Source organism: Variovorax raffinosi (assembly GCF_051216615.1).
GTDB lineage: Bacteria > Pseudomonadota > Gammaproteobacteria > Burkholderiales > Burkholderiaceae_C > Variovorax.
Window position 1 is genome coordinate 256,008 of the sequence record NZ_JBPJZR010000003.1, and the last position, 19,084, is coordinate 275,091.

The following is a 19,084-nucleotide window of genomic DNA, read 5'->3' on the forward strand; positions in this document are numbered from 1 at the left end:
AAAAACGCGGCTTCAGCCGAAGTTCTTGGCGACGAAGTCCCAATTGACCAGCTTGGCCAGGAAGGTCTCGACGAACTTCGGGCGCAGGTTGCGGTAGTCGATGTAGTAGGCGTGTTCCCAGACGTCGACGGTCAGCAGCGCGGTGTCTGCCGTGGTCAGCGGCGTGCCGGCGGCGCCGGTGTTCACGATGTCCACCGAACCGTCGGCCTTCTTCACGAGCCAGGTCCAGCCCGAACCGAAGTTGCCCACGGCCGACTTCACGAAGGCTTCCTTGAAGGCGTCGTAGCTGCCCCACTTGGCATCGATGGCCTTGGCCAGCGCGCCGGTGGGAGCGCCGCCGCCCTGGGGCTTCATGCAGTTCCAGAAGAAGGTGTGGTTCCAGATCTGGGCGGCGTTGTTGTAGATGCCGCCGCTGGCCTTCTTGATGATCTCCTCCAGCGTCAGGGCTTCGAACTCGGTGCCCTTTTGCAGGTTGTTCAGGTTCACGACGTAGGCGTTGTGGTGCTTGCCGTAGTGGTACTCGAGGGTTTCCTTCGAATATTCCGGGGCCAGCGCGTCGAGCGCGTACGGCAGGGGTGGGAGCACATGTTCCATGGTTTTTTCTCGTGGGTTGGTTGTGGGGAATGCAGGATTCTAGGAAGTAATTATTGAGGGCGCGTCGGACGCGGGCCCGTTGCATCGCCGGGCGTGACGGTCAAGTCGACCTCGCCATCGGCGAGCCGCGCGACGACTGCGTCGCCGGGCGCCAATTGCCTCGCGCTGACGATCGCACGGCCGCCTGGATCGGTCAGCCACGCATACCCGCGCTGCAGGACCAGGGCCGGATCGAGCAGCCGCAGGCGCAAGGCCACACGCTCCAGGCGTTCGCGTCGCTGCACCAGGGCGCGCTCGAACTTCAAAGGAAAATCGGCCGCAATCGAACGCGGTGCTTGCGCCAGGCGCTCTCGCCGCGATAGCACCGCGTACTGAAGGCGTTGCGCGTGATGCGCCAGCCGAAGCTGCTGGCGAGCCACCAGATTCGACGGCCGTCCGAGACGTCCCGCCGCCTGGTCGAGACGCTGCCCGAGCGCATCGAGGCGTCCACCCAAGGCATCGCCGAGCCGCTCATCGAGCAGGTCGAGCGCACCGAGCCACAGGTCGCGCGGCGCGCTGACGAGTTCCGCCGCCGCGGTGGGCGTCGGTGCGCGCAGGTCGGCGCAGAAATCGGCGATGGTGAAGTCCGTCTCGTGCCCCACGCCGCTGATCAGCGGCACCGGGCTCTGAACGATGGTGCGCGCCAGCGCTTCGTCGTTGAAGGCCCAGAGGTCTTCGATGGAGCCACCGCCACGCACCAACAGAATCACGTCGACCGCAGGCTCCAGCGCGTAGAGGGATTGCAATGCCCGCACCAGTTCGGCCGGAGCATTGGCCCCCTGCACAGCCGCGGGCGCCAGCACCACCGGAATGTGTGGCACGCGCCGCCGCAGCGCGGTGACCACGTCATGCAATGCCGCCGCGCCGAGCGAAGTGACGACGCCCACAGCACGCGGCATGGCCGGCAGCGCCCGCTTGCGCGCCGGATCGAACAGCCCTTCGGCTTCCAGGCGCGCCTTGCGTTGCATGAACTGCTCGAACAAGGCGCCCTGCCCCGCACGACGTAGGCTCTCGACCACCAGTTGCAGATCGCCGCGTGGCTCGTACACAGCGAGCCGTCCACGCACCTCGACCTGGTCGCCGTCGCGGGGCGAAAAGTCGAGCAATCCGGCGGCTCGACGGAACATCGCGCAGCGCAGTTGGCCGGACTCGTCCTTGAGCGAGAAGTAACAATGTCCACTCGACGCGCGCGAAAAACCGGAGATCTCGCCGCGCACGGCGACCGGATTGAAGCGCGCGTCGAGCGCGTCGGCGACCGCGCGGCACAACGCGCCGACCGCCCAGATGCGCGGCCCGGGCGCGGAATTCGCCTCACGCAGGTTCATGGAATGCACGCATGGCCCAACGCCACTCTTCCACAACAGGCGGTGTAGCCCGTGTTTTCCTGCCCCAGGGCGGGACAGACGCACGACTTCTCGTGCAAGTCATTGATTTTATTGAAGAAAGTGCTGCTCAAAATTCGATCGATCTAGCGGAAAGCCCGTCCCATGCGGGTTCGGGCGCATTGCGCAGCAGGTTAATCACAAAGTTATCCACAGAATCTGTGCGTCCTTGCCGACACGAAAACAAGCCCCGTGGCGATGGTGGGCTCAGTGGATAATCGCCGCGCATTTGCAGTCTATGGGCCGGAGGATTTTCTTGTTTTCCATCATTGTTGCCGCGGGTTGGCCTATCTGGCCATTGCTCGCCTGTTCCGTCATTGCGCTCGCGCTGGTTATAGAACGTTTCACAAGTCTCAAGACCGTGAGGGTACTGCCGCCGAAGCTGCTCGACGAAACCATCACCGTCTCGCGCGGCGCCATTCCCGGCCCCGATGTCGTGACGAAGCTGGAAAGCAACTCGATGCTCGGCCAGGTGCTGGCCGCCGGCCTTCGGGCGCTCAACGCCAACCCCCGCTGCACCGAAGACGACCTGCGCGCGGCCATGGAAGCCTCGGGCCGCACGGTCGCGCATCGGCTGGAGCGCTACCTGCCCGCGCTGGCCACCATCGCCTCTGCCGCGCCATTGCTCGGCCTGCTGGGCACGGTGATCGGCATGATCGAAATCTTCGGTTCACAGTCGCCCGGCAGCGGCGCCGTCGGCTCGGGCAACCCGGCACAACTGGCGCACGGCATCTCGATCGCGCTCTACAACACGGCGTTCGGGCTGATCGTGGCAATTCCCACGCTGATCTTCTGGCGCTACTTTCGCAGTCGCGTCGACGAATATCTGCTGAACCTTGAACTGTCCGGCGAACGCTTCGCCCGCCACCTCAACGCCTTGCGCAAATGAGCCGCGCCCGCATGCAGTTTCGGCATGGCTCACGCGATGAGCCCGAGATCAACCTGATCCCGTTCATCGACGTGCTGCTGGTCGTGCTGATCTTCCTGATGCTGTCGACCACCTACAGCAAGTTCACCGAGATGCAGCTGCGGCTGCCGACGGCGGACGTCGACGCGCAGCGCGACTACCCCAAGGAAGTGATCGTGACGGTCTCGGCCGATGGCCGTTATTCGGTCAACAAGGCCGCGGTGGCGGACCGCAATGTGGAAACCGTGGCCGCAGCGCTCGCCGCCGCAGCCACCGGCGGCAAGGACAGCGTGGTGATCATCAGCGCCGACGCAAGCAGCCCGCACCAGGCCGTCATCACAGTGATGGAAGCGGCTCGCCGCGTCGGCCTGATGCAGATCACCTTCGCGGCCCAGTCGACGGCGCAAGCCGGGCACTGAGTGCCTTCAGAAGGTCGCAGCAGCAGCATCGGCTCGTCGGGCTCGCGGCTGCAGGACGCCTGGCTGCATCGCGGGCCGCTGGCCTGCCTGCTCTGGCCGCTGTCGCTGCTGTACGCCGCACTCTTTGCTGTGCGGGGCTGGCTTTATCGCCTGGGGTGGCTTCGGACCGAGCGTGTGCCGGTGCCCGTGATCGTCGTGGGCAACGTGATTGCCGGCGGCGCAGGCAAGACCCCCGTCGTGATGGCCGTCGTTCGGCATCTCCAGGCGCGAGGGTTGCAAGTCGGCGTGGTGTCGCGCGGCTACGGGCGCCGCACCGACGACTGCCGCGAGGTGCTCGGCGACAGCGATCCGCGCGACGTCGGCGATGAACCCGCACTGATCCGCCATGCCACGAACGCGCCGGTCTTCGTCGCGCGGCAGCGCATCGAAGCCGCACGCGCCCTGCTGGCCCGGCATCCGGCCACACAGGTCATCGTCAGCGACGACGGCCTGCAGCATCTGGCGCTGGGACGCGATATCGAGATCTGCGTGTTCGACGACCGTGGCATCGGCAACGGCTGGCGGCTGCCCGCGGGCCCCTTGCGCGAGGCCTGGCCGCGTCGCTGCGACCTCGTGCTGCACAGTGGCGAGCGGCCCGCATTCGCCGGCGGCTACACCGCCACCCGCAGCCTTGCAGCAGACGCCTTGACCAGCGGCGGAGAGCACGTGCCCCTGCAGACCCTCGAAGGCCAGGCGGTGACCGCGCTGGCGGCCATTGCACGACCCGAGGCGTTCTTCGAGATGCTGCGCGCGCGCGGCCTGACGCTCGCCGAGACCATCGCACTGCCCGATCACCATGATTTCGACGGTTGGCAGCGCCCCCTCAACACCACCCACACCCTTGTCTGCACCGAAAAAGATGCGGTCAAGTTGTGGCGCCAGGCACCCGACGCACTGGCCGTGCCGCTGCACTTCGCCCCCTCCCCGGAATTCTTCACCGCGCTCGACGCAAAGTTATCATCGCTCGATGGATACCAAGCTGCTTGAACTGCTCGTCTGCCCTGTCACCAAGGGCCCTTTGACCTGGAACCCCGAGAAGCAGGAGCTGTGCTCGCGCAGTGCGCGTCTGGCCTATCCGGTGCGCGACGGCATCCCGGTGCTGCTCGAGAACGAAGCCCGCACGCTGTCCGACGACGAGCTGGGGCTGTGAGCTTCACCGTCCTTGTGCCGGCGCGACTGGCGTCGACACGGCTGCCCAACAAACCCCTTGCCGACATCGCCGGCGTGCCCATGGTGGTGCGTGTGGCCCAGCGCGCCAGTGAATCGGGTGCCGCGCGCGTGGTCGTCGCCGGGGACGATGCATCCATCATTTCGGCGTGTGAAGCGCATGGTGTCGAAGCCATCCTGACGCGCCAGGATCACCCCAGCGGCACCGACCGGTTGGCAGAAGCCTGCGAGCAACTGGGCCTGGACGGTGACGACATCGTCGTCAACGTCCAGGGCGACGAGCCACTGATCGACCCCGCCCTGATCGACGCCGTGGCGGCCGAGCTGGCGGCTCATCCGCAAGCCGCAATGAGCACCGCGGCCCACGAGATCGATTCGATCGGCGACTTCATGAACCCGAACGTGGTGAAGGCCGTGCTCGACGCGCAGGGCCACGCCCTTTACTTCAGCCGTGCGCCGATTCCCTGGTGGCGCGATGGCTCCGCCAACGGTGCGGCGCCGACCGTGCTGCCGACGCCCGCCCCCCTACGCCACATCGGCATCTACGGCTATCGCGCGGGCTTCGTGCGCAAGTTTCCGTCGCTGCCACCGTCTCCCGTCGAAGCGACCGAAGCGCTCGAGCAGTTGCGCGCGCTGTGGCATGGGCATCGCATTGCGGTGCATGTGAGCCACGTTGCCCCCGGACCGGGCATCGACACCCCCGAAGACCTGGCGCGCGTGCGCGCGGTCTTCGCAGCGAAAACCGGCCCCTGAGGCGAGGTGTCGCCCGAGTGAAGACAAGGGAAAATCCTCACTGGCACGCGTGCTATCCTCGATGCAATTCCGCCTTGCCCAGCCTTCGGGCCGACGCTCGGCGCGACACAAAATCTAAGAACCGTCCGAGGACACCATGAGACTAATTTTGCTGGGCGCGCCCGGAGCGGGCAAAGGCACGCAAGCGGCCTTCATCTGCCAGAAATACAGCATCCCTCAAATCTCGACCGGCGACATGCTGCGCGCCGCCGTCAAGGCCGGCACGCCGCTGGGGCTGCAAGCCAAGGCCGTGATGGACGCCGGTGCGCTGGTCAGCGACGACCTGATCATCAATCTCGTGAAAGAACGCATTGCACAGGCCGATTGCGCCAGTGGCTTTCTGTTCGACGGTTTCCCGCGCACCATTCCGCAGGCCGACGCCATGAAGGCGGCAGCCGTCAAGCTCGACTACGTGCTTGAAATCGATGTGCCTTTCGGCGACATCATCGAACGCATGAGCGGTCGCCGCTCGCACCCTGCCTCGGGCCGCACCTACCACGTCAAGTTCAATCCGCCCAAGGTCGAGGGCAAGGACGATGTGACCGGCGAAGAGCTGATCCAGCGCGAGGACGACAAGGAAGAAACCGTGCGCAAGCGGCTCGACGTCTACAGCCAGCAGACGCGCCCGCTGGTTGACTATTACTCGGCCTGGGCCAAGACCGATCCGGCCGCCGCGCCGAAATACCGCGCCATCAAGGGCGTGGGCACGGTCGATGAAATCACGCAACGTGCACTGGCTGCACTGAGCAGTTGATCTGACTTTCCAGCCGCCCCTCGACAAGTCGAGACGGCGGTTTTTATTTCCCCAGCAATTCCAGCATCAGCGCGATGCGCGCCTTCACGGGCGTGAGCGCGCCGGCATCGCGCAGCCGGTCGTCCGGCCTGGGCAGGATGCGTCCGTTGGCGCATCGCGTGGCGCGTAGCACTGCAACACCACTGTCTTGCGCCTTGAGCGCTGCCGCTTCCAACGCATGGTGCAGCGTGCCATTGCCGGTCGCGGCCAGAACCAGTCCACGCACAGGCTCGGCGCCACCCGCCTGCAGCAGCGCATCGACGAGCGCACCGCTTGCGCCGGCGTGGCTCATGACGATCTCGACGCGGGGCCACTGACCCACGGCGTCCAGGGCTTTCGAGCCCCCGGGTACAGCACCTTCAGGCCATGCCCTGACACGCCGCACCGCGCCCTCTTCCACATATCCGATCGGGCCGGCATCGCCTGAGGCGAAGGCATCGAGCCGGTAGGTGTGCACCTTCTGAATGTCCACACCACTGTGGACCGTGCCGGCGCAAACCACCGTCACACCTTGCGCACCAGCCGTTGCCGCCACCACGATGGCGTCACGCACGTTCTGCGGGCCGTCCGGCGCCAAGGCAGTGGCCGGACGCATCGCGCAGGTCAGCACCACGGGCTTGGCCGACGCAAGCACCGAATGCAGGAAGAACGCCGTTTCTTCCAGCGTGTCGGTGCCATGCGTGATCACCACGCCGGCCACATCGGGCTGCGCCAGCCAATGCACGCAGCGCTGCGCCAGCTTCTGCCAGATGTCGAACGACATGTCCTTGCTGTCGAGCTGCGCCACCTGCTCCGCCACCAGCGTCACACCCTCCGGCGCCTCGATGCCTCCCAGCAGATCGGCCACCCCCACCTGTCCGGCGGTGTAGCCGATGTTGTCGCCACTGCTGGCGGCCCGGCCGGCAATGGTGCCGCCGGTGCCCAGAACCACCACGCGACGCAACTCGGGCAAAGGGGAATTGGCCATGGCTTGTCAACTTCTAAAAACTGGTTAAAAATACAGGCACTGGATAAATAGCCAGTGCCGCAAGGAACCACATATGCAGTTCGCCGTGAAGCTTACAGCCCGCCAGCAGCAGATCCTGGACTTGATCCAGAGCGCCATCGCTCGTACCGGTGCGCCGCCAACGCGCGCCGAAATCGCCAACGAGCTGGGGTTCAAGTCGGCCAACGCCGCCGAAGAACACCTGCAGGCACTCGCCCGCAAGGGCGTGATCGAACTCGTCAGCGGCACCTCGCGCGGCATCCGCCTCAAGGGCGACGCATTGCGTTCGCTCAACGAAACACGCCATCGCGAAGGCGGCCAGTTCTCGCTCTCGCTGCCCGGCATGGCGCAATTGGCGCTGCCGCTCATCGGCCGCGTCGCAGCCGGCTCGCCCATCCTGGCGCAAGAGCACATCGACCAGACCTACTACGTCGAGAACACGCTGTTCCAGCGCCAGCCCGACTACCTGCTCAAGGTGCGCGGCATGTCGATGCGCGACGCCGGCATCATGGACGGCGACCTGCTCGCCGTGCAGGCCACCAAGGAAGCGCGCAACGGCCAGATCGTGGTGGCGCGCCTTGGCGACGAAGTCACGGTCAAGCGCCTGAAGCGCAACAAGCTGGTGATCGAGCTGCACGCCGAAAACCCCGACTACCCGACCATCATCGTGCAGCCCGGCGAGCCTTTCGAAATCGAAGGCCTCGCCGTCGGACTCATCCGCAACACCATGCTGATGTAGGCCGCGCGGCCTGCTCGCAGCAGCACCTCATCCGGCCGCAACAGGTGGCGGGCGTATGGCGCAAAGTCGCCATCACCCTGTCGCGGCCGATTCAAGAAATCCTGCCTGTGTTCAACCTCATATTTTTTTGGAGTTCACATGGGAATCGCCCTCCTCGCCATCGCTGATTTCTGGATGCCGCTGCAATCGCTCGCAAGCCGCCTGATGCCCGCTCGCCGCCCTCATCGCCGGGACCCGCTCGATCACAGCGAAAGCTCGGCGGGGCTGCGCTATGTCGCGGTGCGCCCCGCCTGCACCACCCGGTCCGGCAACGCCGCCGCGTCGGCAACGGCAGCCGCCGCACCAGCGCGCCCATTGCGCGTGGTTCGCGTGGTCGACCGGCAAGGCTCGCAACGCACCAGCAACCGCGTCGTCATCTCCGGCCGCATGGCCGACGTGTGCGCGGAACTCGACCGCCTCGCGGCGCTCGAGACTGCGGAAACCATGAGCACGGTGCCCCGCTCCACACGCCTGCACTGAGCCCAAACGCCCCTGCGAGCCCCTTCGGGGGCGGGTATCCAAACGTTCACACGCGCGACATCCCAATGCTGCGAGGCACAATGGCACGCCATGAACATTGTGATCCTCGACGACTACCAGGACGCCGTGCGCAAATTGCGCTGTGCCGCCAAGCTGGACGCGTACGCGGCCAAGGTCTATACCAACACGGTCAAGGGCATCGGGCAACTGTCGGTTCGCCTCAAGGATGCCGACGTGATCGTGCTGATCCGCGAGCGCAGCCAAATCTCGCGCCAGCTGATCGAAAAACTGCCCAAGCTCAAGCTCATTTCGCAGACCGGTCGGGTCGGCGGCCACATCGACGTCACGGCCTGCACCGAGCGGGGCGTTGCGGTGGCCGAGGGTACTGGCTCTCCCCAGGCGCCTGCAGAGCTCACATGGGCGCTGATCATGGCCGCCATGCGCCGGCTGCCGCAGTACATCAGCAACCTCAAGCACGGGGCGTGGCAGCAATCGGGGCTCAAGTCGGCCTCGATGCCGCCCAACTTCGGGCTGGGCTCGGTGCTCAAGGGCAAGACGCTCTGCATCTGGGGCTACGGCCGCATCGGCCAACTGGTCGCGCGCTATGGGCAGGCTTTCGGCATGCAGGTCGTGATCTGGGGCCGCGAAGCGAGTTGCGCCAAGGCCCGATCCGACGGCTTCCAGGTGGCGCAGAACCGCCACGAATTCTTTGCCCAGGCCGACGTGCTGTCGGTGCACCTGCGGCTGAACGAAGAAACCAACGGACTCATCACGCTGGAAGACCTCTCGCGCATGAAGCCGACGGCGCTGTTCGTCAACACCTCCCGCGCCGAACTGGTCGAAGCCGACGCCCTGCTTGCCGCGCTCAATCGCGGCCGCCCGGGGCTGGCCGCCATCGACGTGTTCGAGAGCGAGCCGCCGCTGCAGGGCCACGCCCTGCTGCGCCTGGAAAACTGCATCTGCACGCCGCACATCGGCTATGTCGAGCAGGAAAGCTACGAGAGCTATTTCGGCCAGGCTTTCGACAACGTCGTGAGCTACATCAACGGCAACCCCACGAACATCGTGAATCCAGGCGCGCTGCAGGTTCGGCGGTGAAATCATGAGCCGGCCTGCGCCACGGGGCGCCCTCTGGGCGCTGCTGGCCGGCAACTTCGTGATCGGCACGGGCGTGATGGTCGTGCCCGGCACGCTCAATGAAATCAGCACATCGCTCGCCGTCAGTGCCGCAACCGCGGGCCAACTGATCGCAGCCGCCGCGGCGGTGATGTGCATCGGCGCGCCGCTGCTGGCTGCTGCAGTCGCAGGCTGGGACCGCCGGCAGTTGCTGGCCCTGACCCTGCTCTGGTACGCCGCAGGACACGCCCTGTCGGCGCTGATGCCGAGCTTCGGCACCTTGTTGCCGATGCGCATGCTCACGGTGATCGCCCCCGCGATCTTCACGCCGCAGGCCGCCGCCTGCGCCGGCATGCTCGTGCCGCCCGACCAGCGCGGGCGGGCCGTGACCTTCGTCTTCCTGGGCTGGTCGATGGCCTCGGTGCTGGGCCTGCCCATCGGCGCGCTGATCGGCGGCCACCTGGGCTGGCGGATGGCCTTCATGGCGATTGCGGCGCTGAGTGTCGTGAGCGCCGCGTCGATCTGGCTCACCCTTCCCCAAGGCATTCGCCCGGCCGCGCTGACGGCGGCAGCGTGGTCGCGCGTGCTGCGCAGCCCGGTGCTGATGGGCATCGTCTCGGTCACCGCGCTGCAGGGCGCGGGCCAGTTCGTGCTCTTCAGCTATTTCGGCCCGATCCTCAAGCAGAGCTTCGGTGCCGATGCCACCACGCTGAGCGTGATGTGGGCCCTGTTCGGCGCCTGCGGGCTGGTGGGCAACATGGTGGTCAGCCGCTTCATCGACCGCATCGGCGCCGGGCGCATGGTGCTGGTCACGACGGTGCTGATTGCACTGAGCCTGTTGCTGTGGCCGCTGGCTTCCACGCTCGCCTGGCTGGCCGTGGTGCTGATTCCCTGGGGTCTGGGCTGCTTTGCCGCCAACTCGGCCCAGCAGGCCCGTCTGGTGGGCCTGGCGCCCGCTCTCGCGCCGGGCTCCGTGGCATTGAACAGTTCGGGCATCTATACCGGCCAGGCGGTGGGCGCGGCCCTGGGCGGCTGGCTGCTGGCCAACGACGCGGCGGCATGGATGAGCTGGGTCGGTTTTGCGCTGCTGCTGGTCGCCATCGCCCTCAGCGCGGCCATCGACCGCAGCCAGCGTTCGGCCCTGAATCGCGCCTCCGCGTAAAACCCGTCACGCCCTGCCCGCGCGGGATTGCAAAATCGGAGCTTGCCGCCGCGCCTCGCCCCCTCTCGGCGCTGCGGCCCGGATACCACTCAACCAGCGAAAATCTTCATCCAATGACAGTGAACTACACCCGAATCGGCGTGATCGGCGCCGGCGCCATGGGTCGCGGCATCGCTCAGATCGCCGCCCAGGCGGGCAGCGAGGTGCTGCTGCTCGACAGCTTTGCCGGCGCCGCCGAGCGCGGCCGCGAAGCCCTCGTCGCCCAATGGAACAAGCTGCAAGAGAAGGGCAAGATCGACGCCGCTGCGCGCGATGCCCAGATTGCCCGCGTCAAGGCGGTCGACTCCATCCAGGCCCTGGCCGGCTGCGATCTGGTCATCGAGGCCGTGATCGAAGACCTCGAAGTCAAGCGCAAGCTGTTCCGCGAACTCGAAGCCGTGGTGGCCCCGACGGCCACGCTGGTCACCAACACCTCGTCGCTCTCGGTCACGGCCATCGCAGCCGGGCTGGCGCGTCCCGAACGCATCGCGGGCTTTCACTTCTTCAACCCCGTGCCGCTCATGAAGGTGGTCGAGGTGGTCGCGGGCTTCAAGACCGCGCCCGAGGTCTGCAAGCAACTCGCCGGCTACGCCACCCAGATGGGCCACAGCGCCGTGCAAGCGCAAGACACGCCCGGCTTCATCGTCAACCACGCAGGCCGTGGCTACGGCACCGAGGCGCTGCGCATCGTCAGCGAAGGCGTGGCCGACTTCGCGACCGTCGATCGCATCCTGAAAGACCAGGCAGGCTTTCGCCTCGGCCCCTTCGAGTTGCTGGACCTGACGGCGCTCGACGTGTCGCATCCGGTGATGGAGTCGATCTACCACCAGTACTTCGAGGAACCGCGCTTTCGCCCGAGCGTGATCACCGCGCAGCGCCTGGCGGCCGGCGCACTGGGCCGCAAGACCGGTGAAGGCTTCTACCGCTACACCGACGGCGTGATGCAGCAGACGCCCGAGGCGCCGGCGCCCGTGGTCGAGGGCACGCCTTCGGTGTGGGTGTCGCCGCGCGCCGCACGCCGTGCCGAACTGCTGCGCCTGGTCAACACGCTCGGCGCGCAGATCGACAGCGGCGCCGCCGCCGCGCCGCATTCGCTGGTCCTGGTCGCGCCGCTGGGCTTCGACGTGACCACCGTCGCCGCCGTCGAACGGCTGGACGCCACGCGCACCATCGGCATCGACATGCTGATCGACGACGCCGCCACCAAGCGCCGCGTGCTCGCCACCAACCCCGCCACGCGCCGCGACATCCGCGATGCCGCGCACGCCCTCTTCGCACGCGACGGCAAGGCGGTCAGCGTGATCCGCGACAGCGGCGGCTTCGTCACGCAGCGCGTGATCGGCACCATCGTCAACATCGCCACCGACATGTGCCAGCAGCGCGTGTGCTCGCCGGCCGACCTCGAAACCGCGGTGCAACTGGGCCTGGGCTATCCGCGCGGCCCGCTGGCCATGGGCAACCTCTACGGTCCGACCAACATGCTCGAAGTGCTGTTCAACCTGCAGACCGTGTACGGCGATCCGCGCTATCGCCCGAGCCCGTGGCTGCGCCGCCGTGGCGCGCTGGGCCTGAGCCTGCTGCACGAAGAAGAATAAATAAGAAACCAACAACCGACCGACTGGAAACGCGACACAGCGATGACCGCCGAACTCAAGAGCACCAGCGAAGGCAGCACCATGGTGCTGACCATCGCCAACCCGACCCAGCGCAATGCGCTGGGCCCCGAGATCTACGCCGCCGGCATCGAGGCGCTGAATGGCGCCGAGGGCAGCGCCGAGATCCGCAGCGTCGTCATCGTGGGCGAAGGCGCATGGTTCTGCGCCGGCGGCTCGCTGCAGCGGCTGCTGGCCAACCGCCAGCTCGATCGCTCGGTACAGGCCGAGAGCATCGAGGGCCTGCACAACTGGATCGACTCGATCCGCACCTTTCCCAAGCCGATCATCGCGGCGGTCGAAGGCGCGGCGGCGGGCGCGGGCTTCTCGCTCGCGCTGGCCTGCGACTTCGTGGTGGCCGCGCGCGACGCGGTCTTTGCGGCCTCGTACAGCAACGTGGCGCTGTCGCCCGACGGAGGCCTCAGCTGGCACCTGGGGCAGCAGTTGCCGCGCCAGTTGGCCAGCGAATGGCTCATGAACGGCGAGCGCATCGGCGCACCGCGCCTGCATGCGCTCGGGCTGGTGAACGAGCTGACCGAAAACGGCCAGGCGCTTGCGGGCGCGCTGGCGCTTGCCGGCAAGCTCAACGCACGCGCGCCGAACTCGCTGGCCAGCATCAAGGAGCTGCTGAGCGAGGCGCACGGCGCCACGCTGGCCTCTCAGCTCTCGCAGGAGCGCGACCATTTCGTGCGCAACCTGCACCATGCGAACGCGGGCATCGGCATCGCCGCGTTCCTCGACAAGAAACCGCCGCAATACGAGTAACGCCTGACGGCGTCGCTCCCGTGACACCCTTCAGCTTTTCAGTCGCCGAGAGGACAGACCAATGGACGACCCCATTCTTACCATCGAAGAACGTGAAGCGATCAACAGTGGTCGCTGGTTTTCTTCCCTATCTCCATCGCTACGGCACGACATCCTTCGATGCTCTTTTGTTCAACGCTACAAAGACGGCGACCTGATGGCCGCCCGTGGCGATCCGCCCGAACGCTGGATCGCCTGTGCCAAGGGTGCGGTGCGCGTGAGCTCGACGTCCGTCTCGGGCAAGCAGGTGACGCTGACCTATGTCGAGCCGGGCATCTGGTTCGGCGACGTGTCGATGTTCGACGGGGAGCGACGCACGCACGACACCTATGCGCACGGCGAAACCACCGTTCTCTGCGTGGCGCGGGCCGACTTCCAGAAAATTCTGGCGTCGCACATCGAGCTGTACGAAGCCCTGATGCGGCTGCAGGCGCGCCGCATCCGCACGCTGTTCGGCCTGGTGGAAGACCTCAACACCCTGCCCCTGCGGGCACGGCTGGCCAAGCAGCTCATTCACCTCGTGCGCAGCTACGGCGTGCCCAATCTGGAAGACGGCAGCCAGACGCGTATCGGCCTGCAGCTCGCGCAGGAAGAACTCGCGCAACTGCTGGGCGCGTCGCGCCAGCGGGTCAACCAGGAACTCAAGACCATGGAGCGCGAGGGCACCATCCGCATCGAGCCGGCAGGCTTGGTCGTGCTCGACCGCTCGGCCTTGATGCGCGTCTCGGAAGCAGAAAGCTAGAAAACTGAAATGAGCCAGGACTTCTCCAACTTCATCGGCACCCGCGCCGTTTCGCAACAGCACGCTTTCGACGTCGATGCGCTCTCCGCCTGGCTCGAAAAAAATCTCGATGGTTTCAAGGGACCGCTGACGGTCGAGATGTTCAAGGGCGGGCAGTCGAACCCGACCTACAAGCTGGTCACGCCTTCGCAGAGCTACGTGATGCGCGCCAAGCCGGGCCCGGTCGCCAAGCTGCTGCCCTCGGCCCATGCGGTCGAACGCGAATTCAAGGTCATGCGTGGCCTTGCCGGCACCGACGTGCCGGTGCCGCACATGCACTGCCTGTGCGAAGACGAAGCCATCATCGGCCGCGCCTTCTACGTGATGGAGTTCATGCAGGGCCGCGTGCTGTGGGACCAGTCGCTGCCCGGCATGAGCAATGCCGAGCGCGCCGCCTACTACGACGAGATGAACCGCGTGATCTCGGCGCTGCACACCGTCGACTTCGCCGCCCGCGGCCTGGCCGACTACGGCAAGCCCGGCAACTACTTCGAGCGCCAGATCGGTCGCTGGAGCAAGCAGTACAAGGCCTCGGCGGATGGCGCCGGCGAGCTGTCGCAGCCCATCGAGGCGATGGAGCGGCTGATCGACTGGCTGCCCGCCCACATGCCGGCCAGCGCACGCGACGAAAGCAAGGTGTCGATCGTCCATGGCGACTACCGCCTGGACAACGTGATGTTCCACGCCACCGAGCCGCGCATCATCGCGGTGCTCGACTGGGAGCTTTCCACGCTGGGCCATCCGCTGGCCGACTTCAGCTACCACTGCATGTCGTGGCACATGCCGCCCACCACGGGGCGCGGCATCGGCGGCGTGGACGTCGCCTCGCTGGGCATTCCCACCGAGAGCGAATACATCCGCCGCTATTGCGAGCGCACGCGCATCAGCACGCCCGAGGCGCTGGCGCCCGACTGGAATTTCTACCAGGCCTACAACCTGTTTCGCATGGCCGCGATCCTGCAAGGCATTGCCAAGCGGGTCGAGGCCGGTACCGCATCGAGCGAGCAAGCTGTGGCTTCGGCCCGCGGCGCGCGTCCGATGGCCGACATGGCCTGGCAGTTTGCCCAAAAGGCATGAGCCGCAGGGCCGCCCCAAGGCGAATACCGCAGCCGAAGGCGAAGGTTACTCAGTAAACCAGCCCCCTACACCCACCAGGAGACGAAGATGGATTTCGAATACTCGGCCAAAACCAAAGATCTGCAGAAACGCGTCAAGGCGTTCATGGATGAAAACATCTACCCGGCCGAAGCCGAGTACAGCGCCGAGCTGGCCGCCAACACGGTCGCGGGCAAGCGCTGGACCGCGCTGAAGACGGTCGAGAAGGTCAAGGACAAGGCCAAGGCCCAGGGCCTGTGGAACCTGTTCCTGCCGGTCGACAGCGCCTCGGCCTCCGGCTATGCCGGTGCGGGCCTGACCAACCAGGAATACGCACCACTGGCCGAGATCATGGGTGCGGTGCCGTGGGCGAGTGAAGCTTTCAATTGCTCGGCGCCCGACACCGGCAACATGGAAACCATCGCGCGCTACGGCTCGGAAGAGATCAAGGCGCGCTGGCTCAAGCCGCTGCTCGAAGGCCAGATCCGCTCGGCCTTCGCGATGACCGAGCCCGAAGTGGCCTCGAGCGACGCCACCAACATCTCGACGCGCATCGAACGCCAGGGCGACGAGTACGTGATCAACGGCCACAAGTGGTGGATTTCCGGCGCGGCCGATCCGCGCTGCGCGGTGTACATCACCATGGGCAAGACCGACCCCGATGCGCCCCGCCATTCGCAGCAGAGCATGGTCATCGTGCCGGCGGACGCCAAGGGCATCCGCATCGTGCGCCCGCTGAACGTGATGGGCTACGACGACGCGCCGCACGGCCACGTCGAGATGTACTTCGAGAACGTACGCGTGCCGGTGGGCAACATCCTGCTCGGCGAAGGCCGCGGCTTCGAGATCGCCCAAGGTCGCCTTGGCCCCGGACGCATCCACCACTGCATGCGCCTGATCGGCCTGGCCGAGCGCGCGTTGGAGCTGATGTGCAAGCGCGCCTCGTCGCGCGTGGCCTTCGGCAAGACCGTCGCCTCGCAGACCGTGACCCAGGAACGCATTGCCGAAGCGCGCTGCAAGATCGACATGGCGCGCCTGCTCACGCTCAAGGCCGCATGGCTGATGGACGTGGCCGGCAACAAGGTCGCCAAGAACGAGATCGCGATGATCAAGGTGGTGGCACCGACCATGGCCTGCCAGGTGATCGACTGGGCCATGCAGGTCCACGGTGGTGGCGGCATGTGTGATGACTTCCCGCTGGCCAACGCCTATGCCCACGCGCGCACGCTGCGCTTTGCGGACGGCCCGGACGAAGTGCACCGCAACGCGATTGCCAAGTGGGAGCTGGGCCGCTACTCGGCCGACAAGACCGAAGCCGACATGCCTGTCACCCGCTTCTGATCTGTCTTACCCCCTCTCCCTCGCGGAGAGGGTTGAGGTGAGGGCCGACGGCGATGAACTCGCCTCGGCCCTTTTTGCTTTCAGAGCTTCTTCTGCAGGAAGACCGCGCTGCCGAAGGCGGGATCGAGCTGGTAGTTGGTGAAGCCTTCGCGCTCGTAGGTGCGCAGCGCGGGCGCGTTGCCCGACAGCACTTCGAGCGTGAGCTTGCAGGCACCGCGCCTGCGCGCCTCCAGCTCCACCTGCGCGAACATCTTCTGCGCCACGCGCTGGCCGCGATGGCTGGGCAGCACGACCACGTCGTGCACGTTCACCAGCGGCTGGCAGGCGAAGGTCGAGAAGCCTTCGATGCAGTTGACGAGGCCCACCGGTGTGTCGCCGTCGAAGGCCAGTACGCTGAAGGCTTGCGGGCGTGCCGCCAGTGCGGCAGGCAGTTTGTCGCGCACGGCTGTATCGAGCGGTGTGCCGCCGCCCGCGGGGTCGCTCGCGTAGGCGTTGAGCAGGTCGACCACGGCCGCTGCCTGCACCGCATCGCGGTAGTTCGCCACCAGGGTTTCGATGTTGTTGCTCATTTCGCCGGCTCCAGCGTTGCGGCGAGGCGCTGCGCGCAAGACAGCGACTGCTTTGCATCACGCGCCTCGACCATCACGCGCACCAGCGGCTCGGTGCCGCTCGCACGGATCAGCACGCGGCCGGCATCGCCGAGTTCGGCCTCGATGCGCTGCGTTTCGCTGGCGAGCGCCTCGTTGTCCTTCCAGTTCTGGCCGGGCGCAAGGCGCACGTTGATCAGGGTCTGCGGGAACAGCGTGACGCCTTCGAGCAGTTGCGCCACCGTCTTGCCGCTGCGCACGCAAGCCTGCAGCACCTGCAGCGCGCTCACGATGCCGTCGCCCGTGGTGTGGCGGTCAAGCGCCAGCAAGTGCCCCGAGCCTTCGCCGCCGAGCAGCCAGCCGCGCTTGTCCAACTCTTCGAGCACGTAGCGGTCGCCGACCTTGGCGCGCACGAACTCGATGCCCTGTCCGCGCAACGCCACTTCGACGGCCTTGTTGGTCATCAGCGTGCCGACCACGCCTGCCGGCTTTTCACCGCGCGCGATGCGCTCTGCCACCATCAGGTAAAGCAACTCGTCGCCATTGAACAGGCGGCCGCTGGCATCGACCAGTTGCAGGCGGTCGGCGTCGCCATCGAGTGCGATGCCGTAGTCGGCCTTCTGCGCCGTCACTGCGGCGACCAGCGCTTCGGGATGCGTCGCGCCGAAGCCCTTGTTGATGTTGAGCCCGTCAGGGGCGCAGCCGATGCTGGTGACTTCCGCGCCCAGTTCGTGGAACACGTTGGGCGCCACCTGGTAGGCCGCACCATGCGCCCCATCGACGACGAGCTTCATGTTGCGCAGCGAGAGGTCGTTGGCGAAGGTGCTCTTGCAGAACTCGATGTAGCGGCCGGACGCATCGTCCAGGCGCCGGGCCTTGCCGAGGTTGACGGAGTCCACCCACACCGGTGCTTCCTCCAGCGCGGCTTCGACGGCCAGCTCCCAGGCGTCGTCGAGCTTGGTGCCCTGCGCGCTGAAGAACTTGATGCCGTTGTCGGGAAAAGCGTTGTGGCTCGCGCTGATCACCACACCGAGGCTCGCGCGCTGGGCGCGCGTGAGGTACGCCACGCCGGGCGTGGGCAGCGGGCCCAGCAGCACCACGTCGACACCGGCCGAATTGAAGCCCGATTCGAGCGCCGATTCGAGCATGTAGCCGGAAATGCGGGTGTCCTTGCCGATCAGCACACGAGGCCGGGCCTCGGTTTTCTTGAGCACGCGGCCCACGGCATGCGCCAGGCGCAGCACGAAGTCGGGTGTGATGGGCGCCTGGCCGACGGTGCCACGGATGCCGTCGGTGCCGAAATATTTGCGGGTCATGGTGATGGTGTTCGTTCTTGTGTTTGTTGTGACTCTTGCGCCCTCATGGCACGCCATACCGCGATGGCTGCGACCGTGTCACGCACGTCGTGCACGCGCACCACAGCCGCGCCGCGCTCGACGGCAAGCAGCGCCGCAGCCACGCTGGGCGCGATGCGCTCGTTCGCCGCATCGATCCCGGTGACGGCGCCGATGGACGACTTGCGCGACCAGCCCAGCAGCAGCGGATAGCCGCCTTCGAGCAGTTCGCCCTGCCGCGCCAGCAGCGCGAAATTCTGCGCCACGGTCTTGCCGAAGCCGACGCCCGGGTCGAGCGTGATGCGAGAAGGATCGATGCGCAGTGCCCGAAGCCGTGCCACCTGCTCGGCCCAGAACGACAGCACCTCGGGGATGACGTCGCCATCCATGGGCGTGGCCTGCATGGTCTGCGGATCGCGGTGCATGTGCATCAGGCAGATGCCGCATGACGGATGAGCGGCGACGGCTTCGAGCGCGCCCGACTGGCGCAGCGCCCAGATGTCGTTGACGATGTCAGCGCCGAGGTCGAGCACGGCGCGCATGACTTCGGGCTTGTAGGTGTCGATGGACAGCGGCACGTTCAGCTTCACGGCCTCGCGCACCACGGGCAGCACACGCGCCAGTTCGGCGTCAAGCGGCACAGCCGGACTGCCGGGGCGGGTCGATTCGCCGCCGATGTCGAGAATGTCCGCGCCCTCTTTCAGCAACTGCTCGCAGTGCTTAAGCGCGGTGCCGGTGGACGCGTGCGCACCGCCGTCGGAAAAGGAATCGGGCGTGACGTTGACGATGCCCATCACA

At 66.6% G+C, this 19,084-nt stretch carries 21 protein-coding genes; 15 read left to right on the forward strand and 6 right to left on the reverse strand.

Features of this window, described 5'->3' with window-relative positions; genetic code table 11:
* Positions 1 to 12: 12 nt before the first annotated feature.
* Both ACSFB7_RS12270 and xseA read right to left on the reverse strand, forming a co-directional pair.
* The gene (locus ACSFB7_RS12270; protein ID WP_042578222.1) at positions 13 to 594 is read right to left on the reverse strand and encodes a superoxide dismutase; all 582 of its coding nucleotides are present in this window, start codon (positions 592 to 594) and stop codon (positions 13 to 15) included.
* A 50-nt stretch (positions 595 to 644) separates the two neighbouring features.
* Positions 645 to 1,958 (reverse strand): exodeoxyribonuclease VII large subunit, encoded by a 1,314-nt coding sequence (gene xseA / locus ACSFB7_RS12275; protein WP_435470403.1) that lies wholly within the window; start codon positions 1,956 to 1,958, stop codon positions 645 to 647.
* 313 nt (positions 1,959 to 2,271) lie between these two features.
* On the opposite strand from xseA, the gene ACSFB7_RS12280 reads away from it, so the two are divergent.
* The 6 genes from ACSFB7_RS12280 (at position 2,272) to adk (ending at position 6,093) form a co-directional block, all read left to right on the forward strand.
* On the forward strand, positions 2,272 to 2,904 hold the full coding sequence (locus ACSFB7_RS12280) for a MotA/TolQ/ExbB proton channel family protein (protein ID WP_093241076.1): 633 nt from the start codon (positions 2,272 to 2,274) through the stop codon (positions 2,902 to 2,904).
* 11 nt (positions 2,905 to 2,915) lie between these two features.
* Complete coding sequence (locus ACSFB7_RS12285; protein WP_410010807.1) at positions 2,916 to 3,341, forward strand: ExbD/TolR family protein; 426 nt, start codon at positions 2,916 to 2,918, stop codon at positions 3,339 to 3,341.
* A complete protein-coding gene (gene lpxK, locus ACSFB7_RS12290) occupies positions 3,342 to 4,367 on the forward strand; it encodes a tetraacyldisaccharide 4'-kinase (RefSeq protein WP_435470405.1) in 1,026 nt (341 codons plus the stop codon).
* Positions 4,348 to 4,530 carry a Trm112 family protein gene (locus ACSFB7_RS12295; RefSeq protein WP_057596378.1) on the forward strand — a complete coding sequence of 61 codons (183 nt, stop codon included), beginning with the start codon at positions 4,348 to 4,350 and terminating at the stop codon, positions 4,528 to 4,530. Before lpxK ends, ACSFB7_RS12295 begins: the two co-directional genes overlap by 20 nt.
* Positions 4,527 to 5,300, forward strand: coding sequence for a 3-deoxy-manno-octulosonate cytidylyltransferase (kdsB, locus tag ACSFB7_RS12300; protein WP_435470408.1), 774 nt, complete (start codon positions 4,527 to 4,529; stop codon positions 5,298 to 5,300). Before ACSFB7_RS12295 ends, kdsB begins: the two co-directional genes overlap by 4 nt.
* 136 nt (positions 5,301 to 5,436) lie before the next feature.
* Positions 5,437 to 6,093 (forward strand): adenylate kinase, encoded by a 657-nt coding sequence (gene adk, locus ACSFB7_RS12305; RefSeq protein ID WP_435470410.1) that lies wholly within the window; start codon positions 5,437 to 5,439, stop codon positions 6,091 to 6,093.
* 43 nt (positions 6,094 to 6,136) lie between these two features.
* On the opposite strand, the gene ACSFB7_RS12310 is transcribed toward adk, so the two are convergent.
* A complete protein-coding gene (locus ACSFB7_RS12310) occupies positions 6,137 to 7,099 on the reverse strand; it encodes an asparaginase (protein WP_435470412.1) in 963 nt (320 codons plus the stop codon).
* 73 nt (positions 7,100 to 7,172) lie between these two features.
* Between ACSFB7_RS12310 and lexA the strand changes: the two genes are divergently transcribed.
* The 9 genes from lexA to ACSFB7_RS12355 all read left to right on the forward strand — a co-directional run bounded on the left by lexA (position 7,173) and on the right by ACSFB7_RS12355 (position 16,365).
* On the forward strand, positions 7,173 to 7,856 hold the full coding sequence (gene lexA / locus ACSFB7_RS12315; RefSeq protein WP_187110573.1) for a transcriptional repressor LexA: 684 nt from the start codon (positions 7,173 to 7,175) through the stop codon (positions 7,854 to 7,856).
* A gap of 138 nt (positions 7,857 to 7,994) precedes the next feature.
* A complete protein-coding gene (locus ACSFB7_RS12320) occupies positions 7,995 to 8,375 on the forward strand; it encodes a hypothetical protein (RefSeq protein WP_435470414.1) in 381 nt (126 codons plus the stop codon).
* Positions 8,376 to 8,465: 90 nt separating this feature from the next.
* The gene (locus tag ACSFB7_RS12325) at positions 8,466 to 9,473 is read left to right on the forward strand and encodes a D-2-hydroxyacid dehydrogenase family protein (RefSeq protein ID WP_124462567.1); all 1,008 of its coding nucleotides are present in this window, start codon (positions 8,466 to 8,468) and stop codon (positions 9,471 to 9,473) included.
* A 4-nt stretch (positions 9,474 to 9,477) separates the two neighbouring features.
* Positions 9,478 to 10,653, forward strand: a complete 1,176-nt coding sequence (locus ACSFB7_RS12330; RefSeq protein WP_435470416.1) for an MFS transporter — start codon at positions 9,478 to 9,480, stop codon at positions 10,651 to 10,653.
* A 113-nt stretch (positions 10,654 to 10,766) separates the two neighbouring features.
* Positions 10,767 to 12,287 (forward strand): 3-hydroxyacyl-CoA dehydrogenase, encoded by a 1,521-nt coding sequence (locus ACSFB7_RS12335; protein WP_435470418.1) that lies wholly within the window; start codon positions 10,767 to 10,769, stop codon positions 12,285 to 12,287.
* A 42-nt stretch (positions 12,288 to 12,329) separates the two neighbouring features.
* A complete protein-coding gene (locus ACSFB7_RS12340) occupies positions 12,330 to 13,109 on the forward strand; it encodes an oxepin-CoA hydrolase, alternative type (RefSeq protein ID WP_435470420.1) in 780 nt (259 codons plus the stop codon).
* 61 nt (positions 13,110 to 13,170) lie between these two features.
* On the forward strand, positions 13,171 to 13,890 hold the full coding sequence (locus tag ACSFB7_RS12345) for a Crp/Fnr family transcriptional regulator (RefSeq protein ID WP_435470422.1): 720 nt from the start codon (positions 13,171 to 13,173) through the stop codon (positions 13,888 to 13,890).
* A 9-nt stretch (positions 13,891 to 13,899) separates the two neighbouring features.
* On the forward strand, positions 13,900 to 15,006 hold the full coding sequence (locus tag ACSFB7_RS12350; protein WP_435470424.1) for a phosphotransferase: 1,107 nt from the start codon (positions 13,900 to 13,902) through the stop codon (positions 15,004 to 15,006).
* A gap of 87 nt (positions 15,007 to 15,093) precedes the next feature.
* A complete protein-coding gene (locus ACSFB7_RS12355) occupies positions 15,094 to 16,365 on the forward strand; it encodes an acyl-CoA dehydrogenase family protein (RefSeq protein WP_187110580.1) in 1,272 nt (423 codons plus the stop codon).
* An 80-nt stretch (positions 16,366 to 16,445) separates the two neighbouring features.
* Here the strand turns inward: ACSFB7_RS12355 and ACSFB7_RS12360 are convergent, their stop codons facing one another.
* Genes ACSFB7_RS12360 through folP form a run of 3 tightly spaced genes read right to left on the reverse strand, consistent with a single transcriptional unit; the run spans position 16,446 to position 19,080 of the window.
* Positions 16,446 to 16,934 carry a GNAT family N-acetyltransferase gene (locus tag ACSFB7_RS12360; protein WP_435470426.1) on the reverse strand — a complete coding sequence of 163 codons (489 nt, stop codon included), beginning with the start codon at positions 16,932 to 16,934 and terminating at the stop codon, positions 16,446 to 16,448.
* Complete coding sequence (gene glmM / locus ACSFB7_RS12365) at positions 16,931 to 18,268, reverse strand: phosphoglucosamine mutase (protein WP_435470428.1); 1,338 nt, start codon at positions 18,266 to 18,268, stop codon at positions 16,931 to 16,933. Before glmM ends, ACSFB7_RS12360 begins: the two co-directional genes overlap by 4 nt.
* Positions 18,265 to 19,080, reverse strand: coding sequence for a dihydropteroate synthase (gene folP / locus ACSFB7_RS12370; RefSeq protein WP_435470430.1), 816 nt, complete (start codon positions 19,078 to 19,080; stop codon positions 18,265 to 18,267). Before folP ends, glmM begins: the two co-directional genes overlap by 4 nt.
* Positions 19,081 to 19,084: the final 4 nt, after the last annotated feature.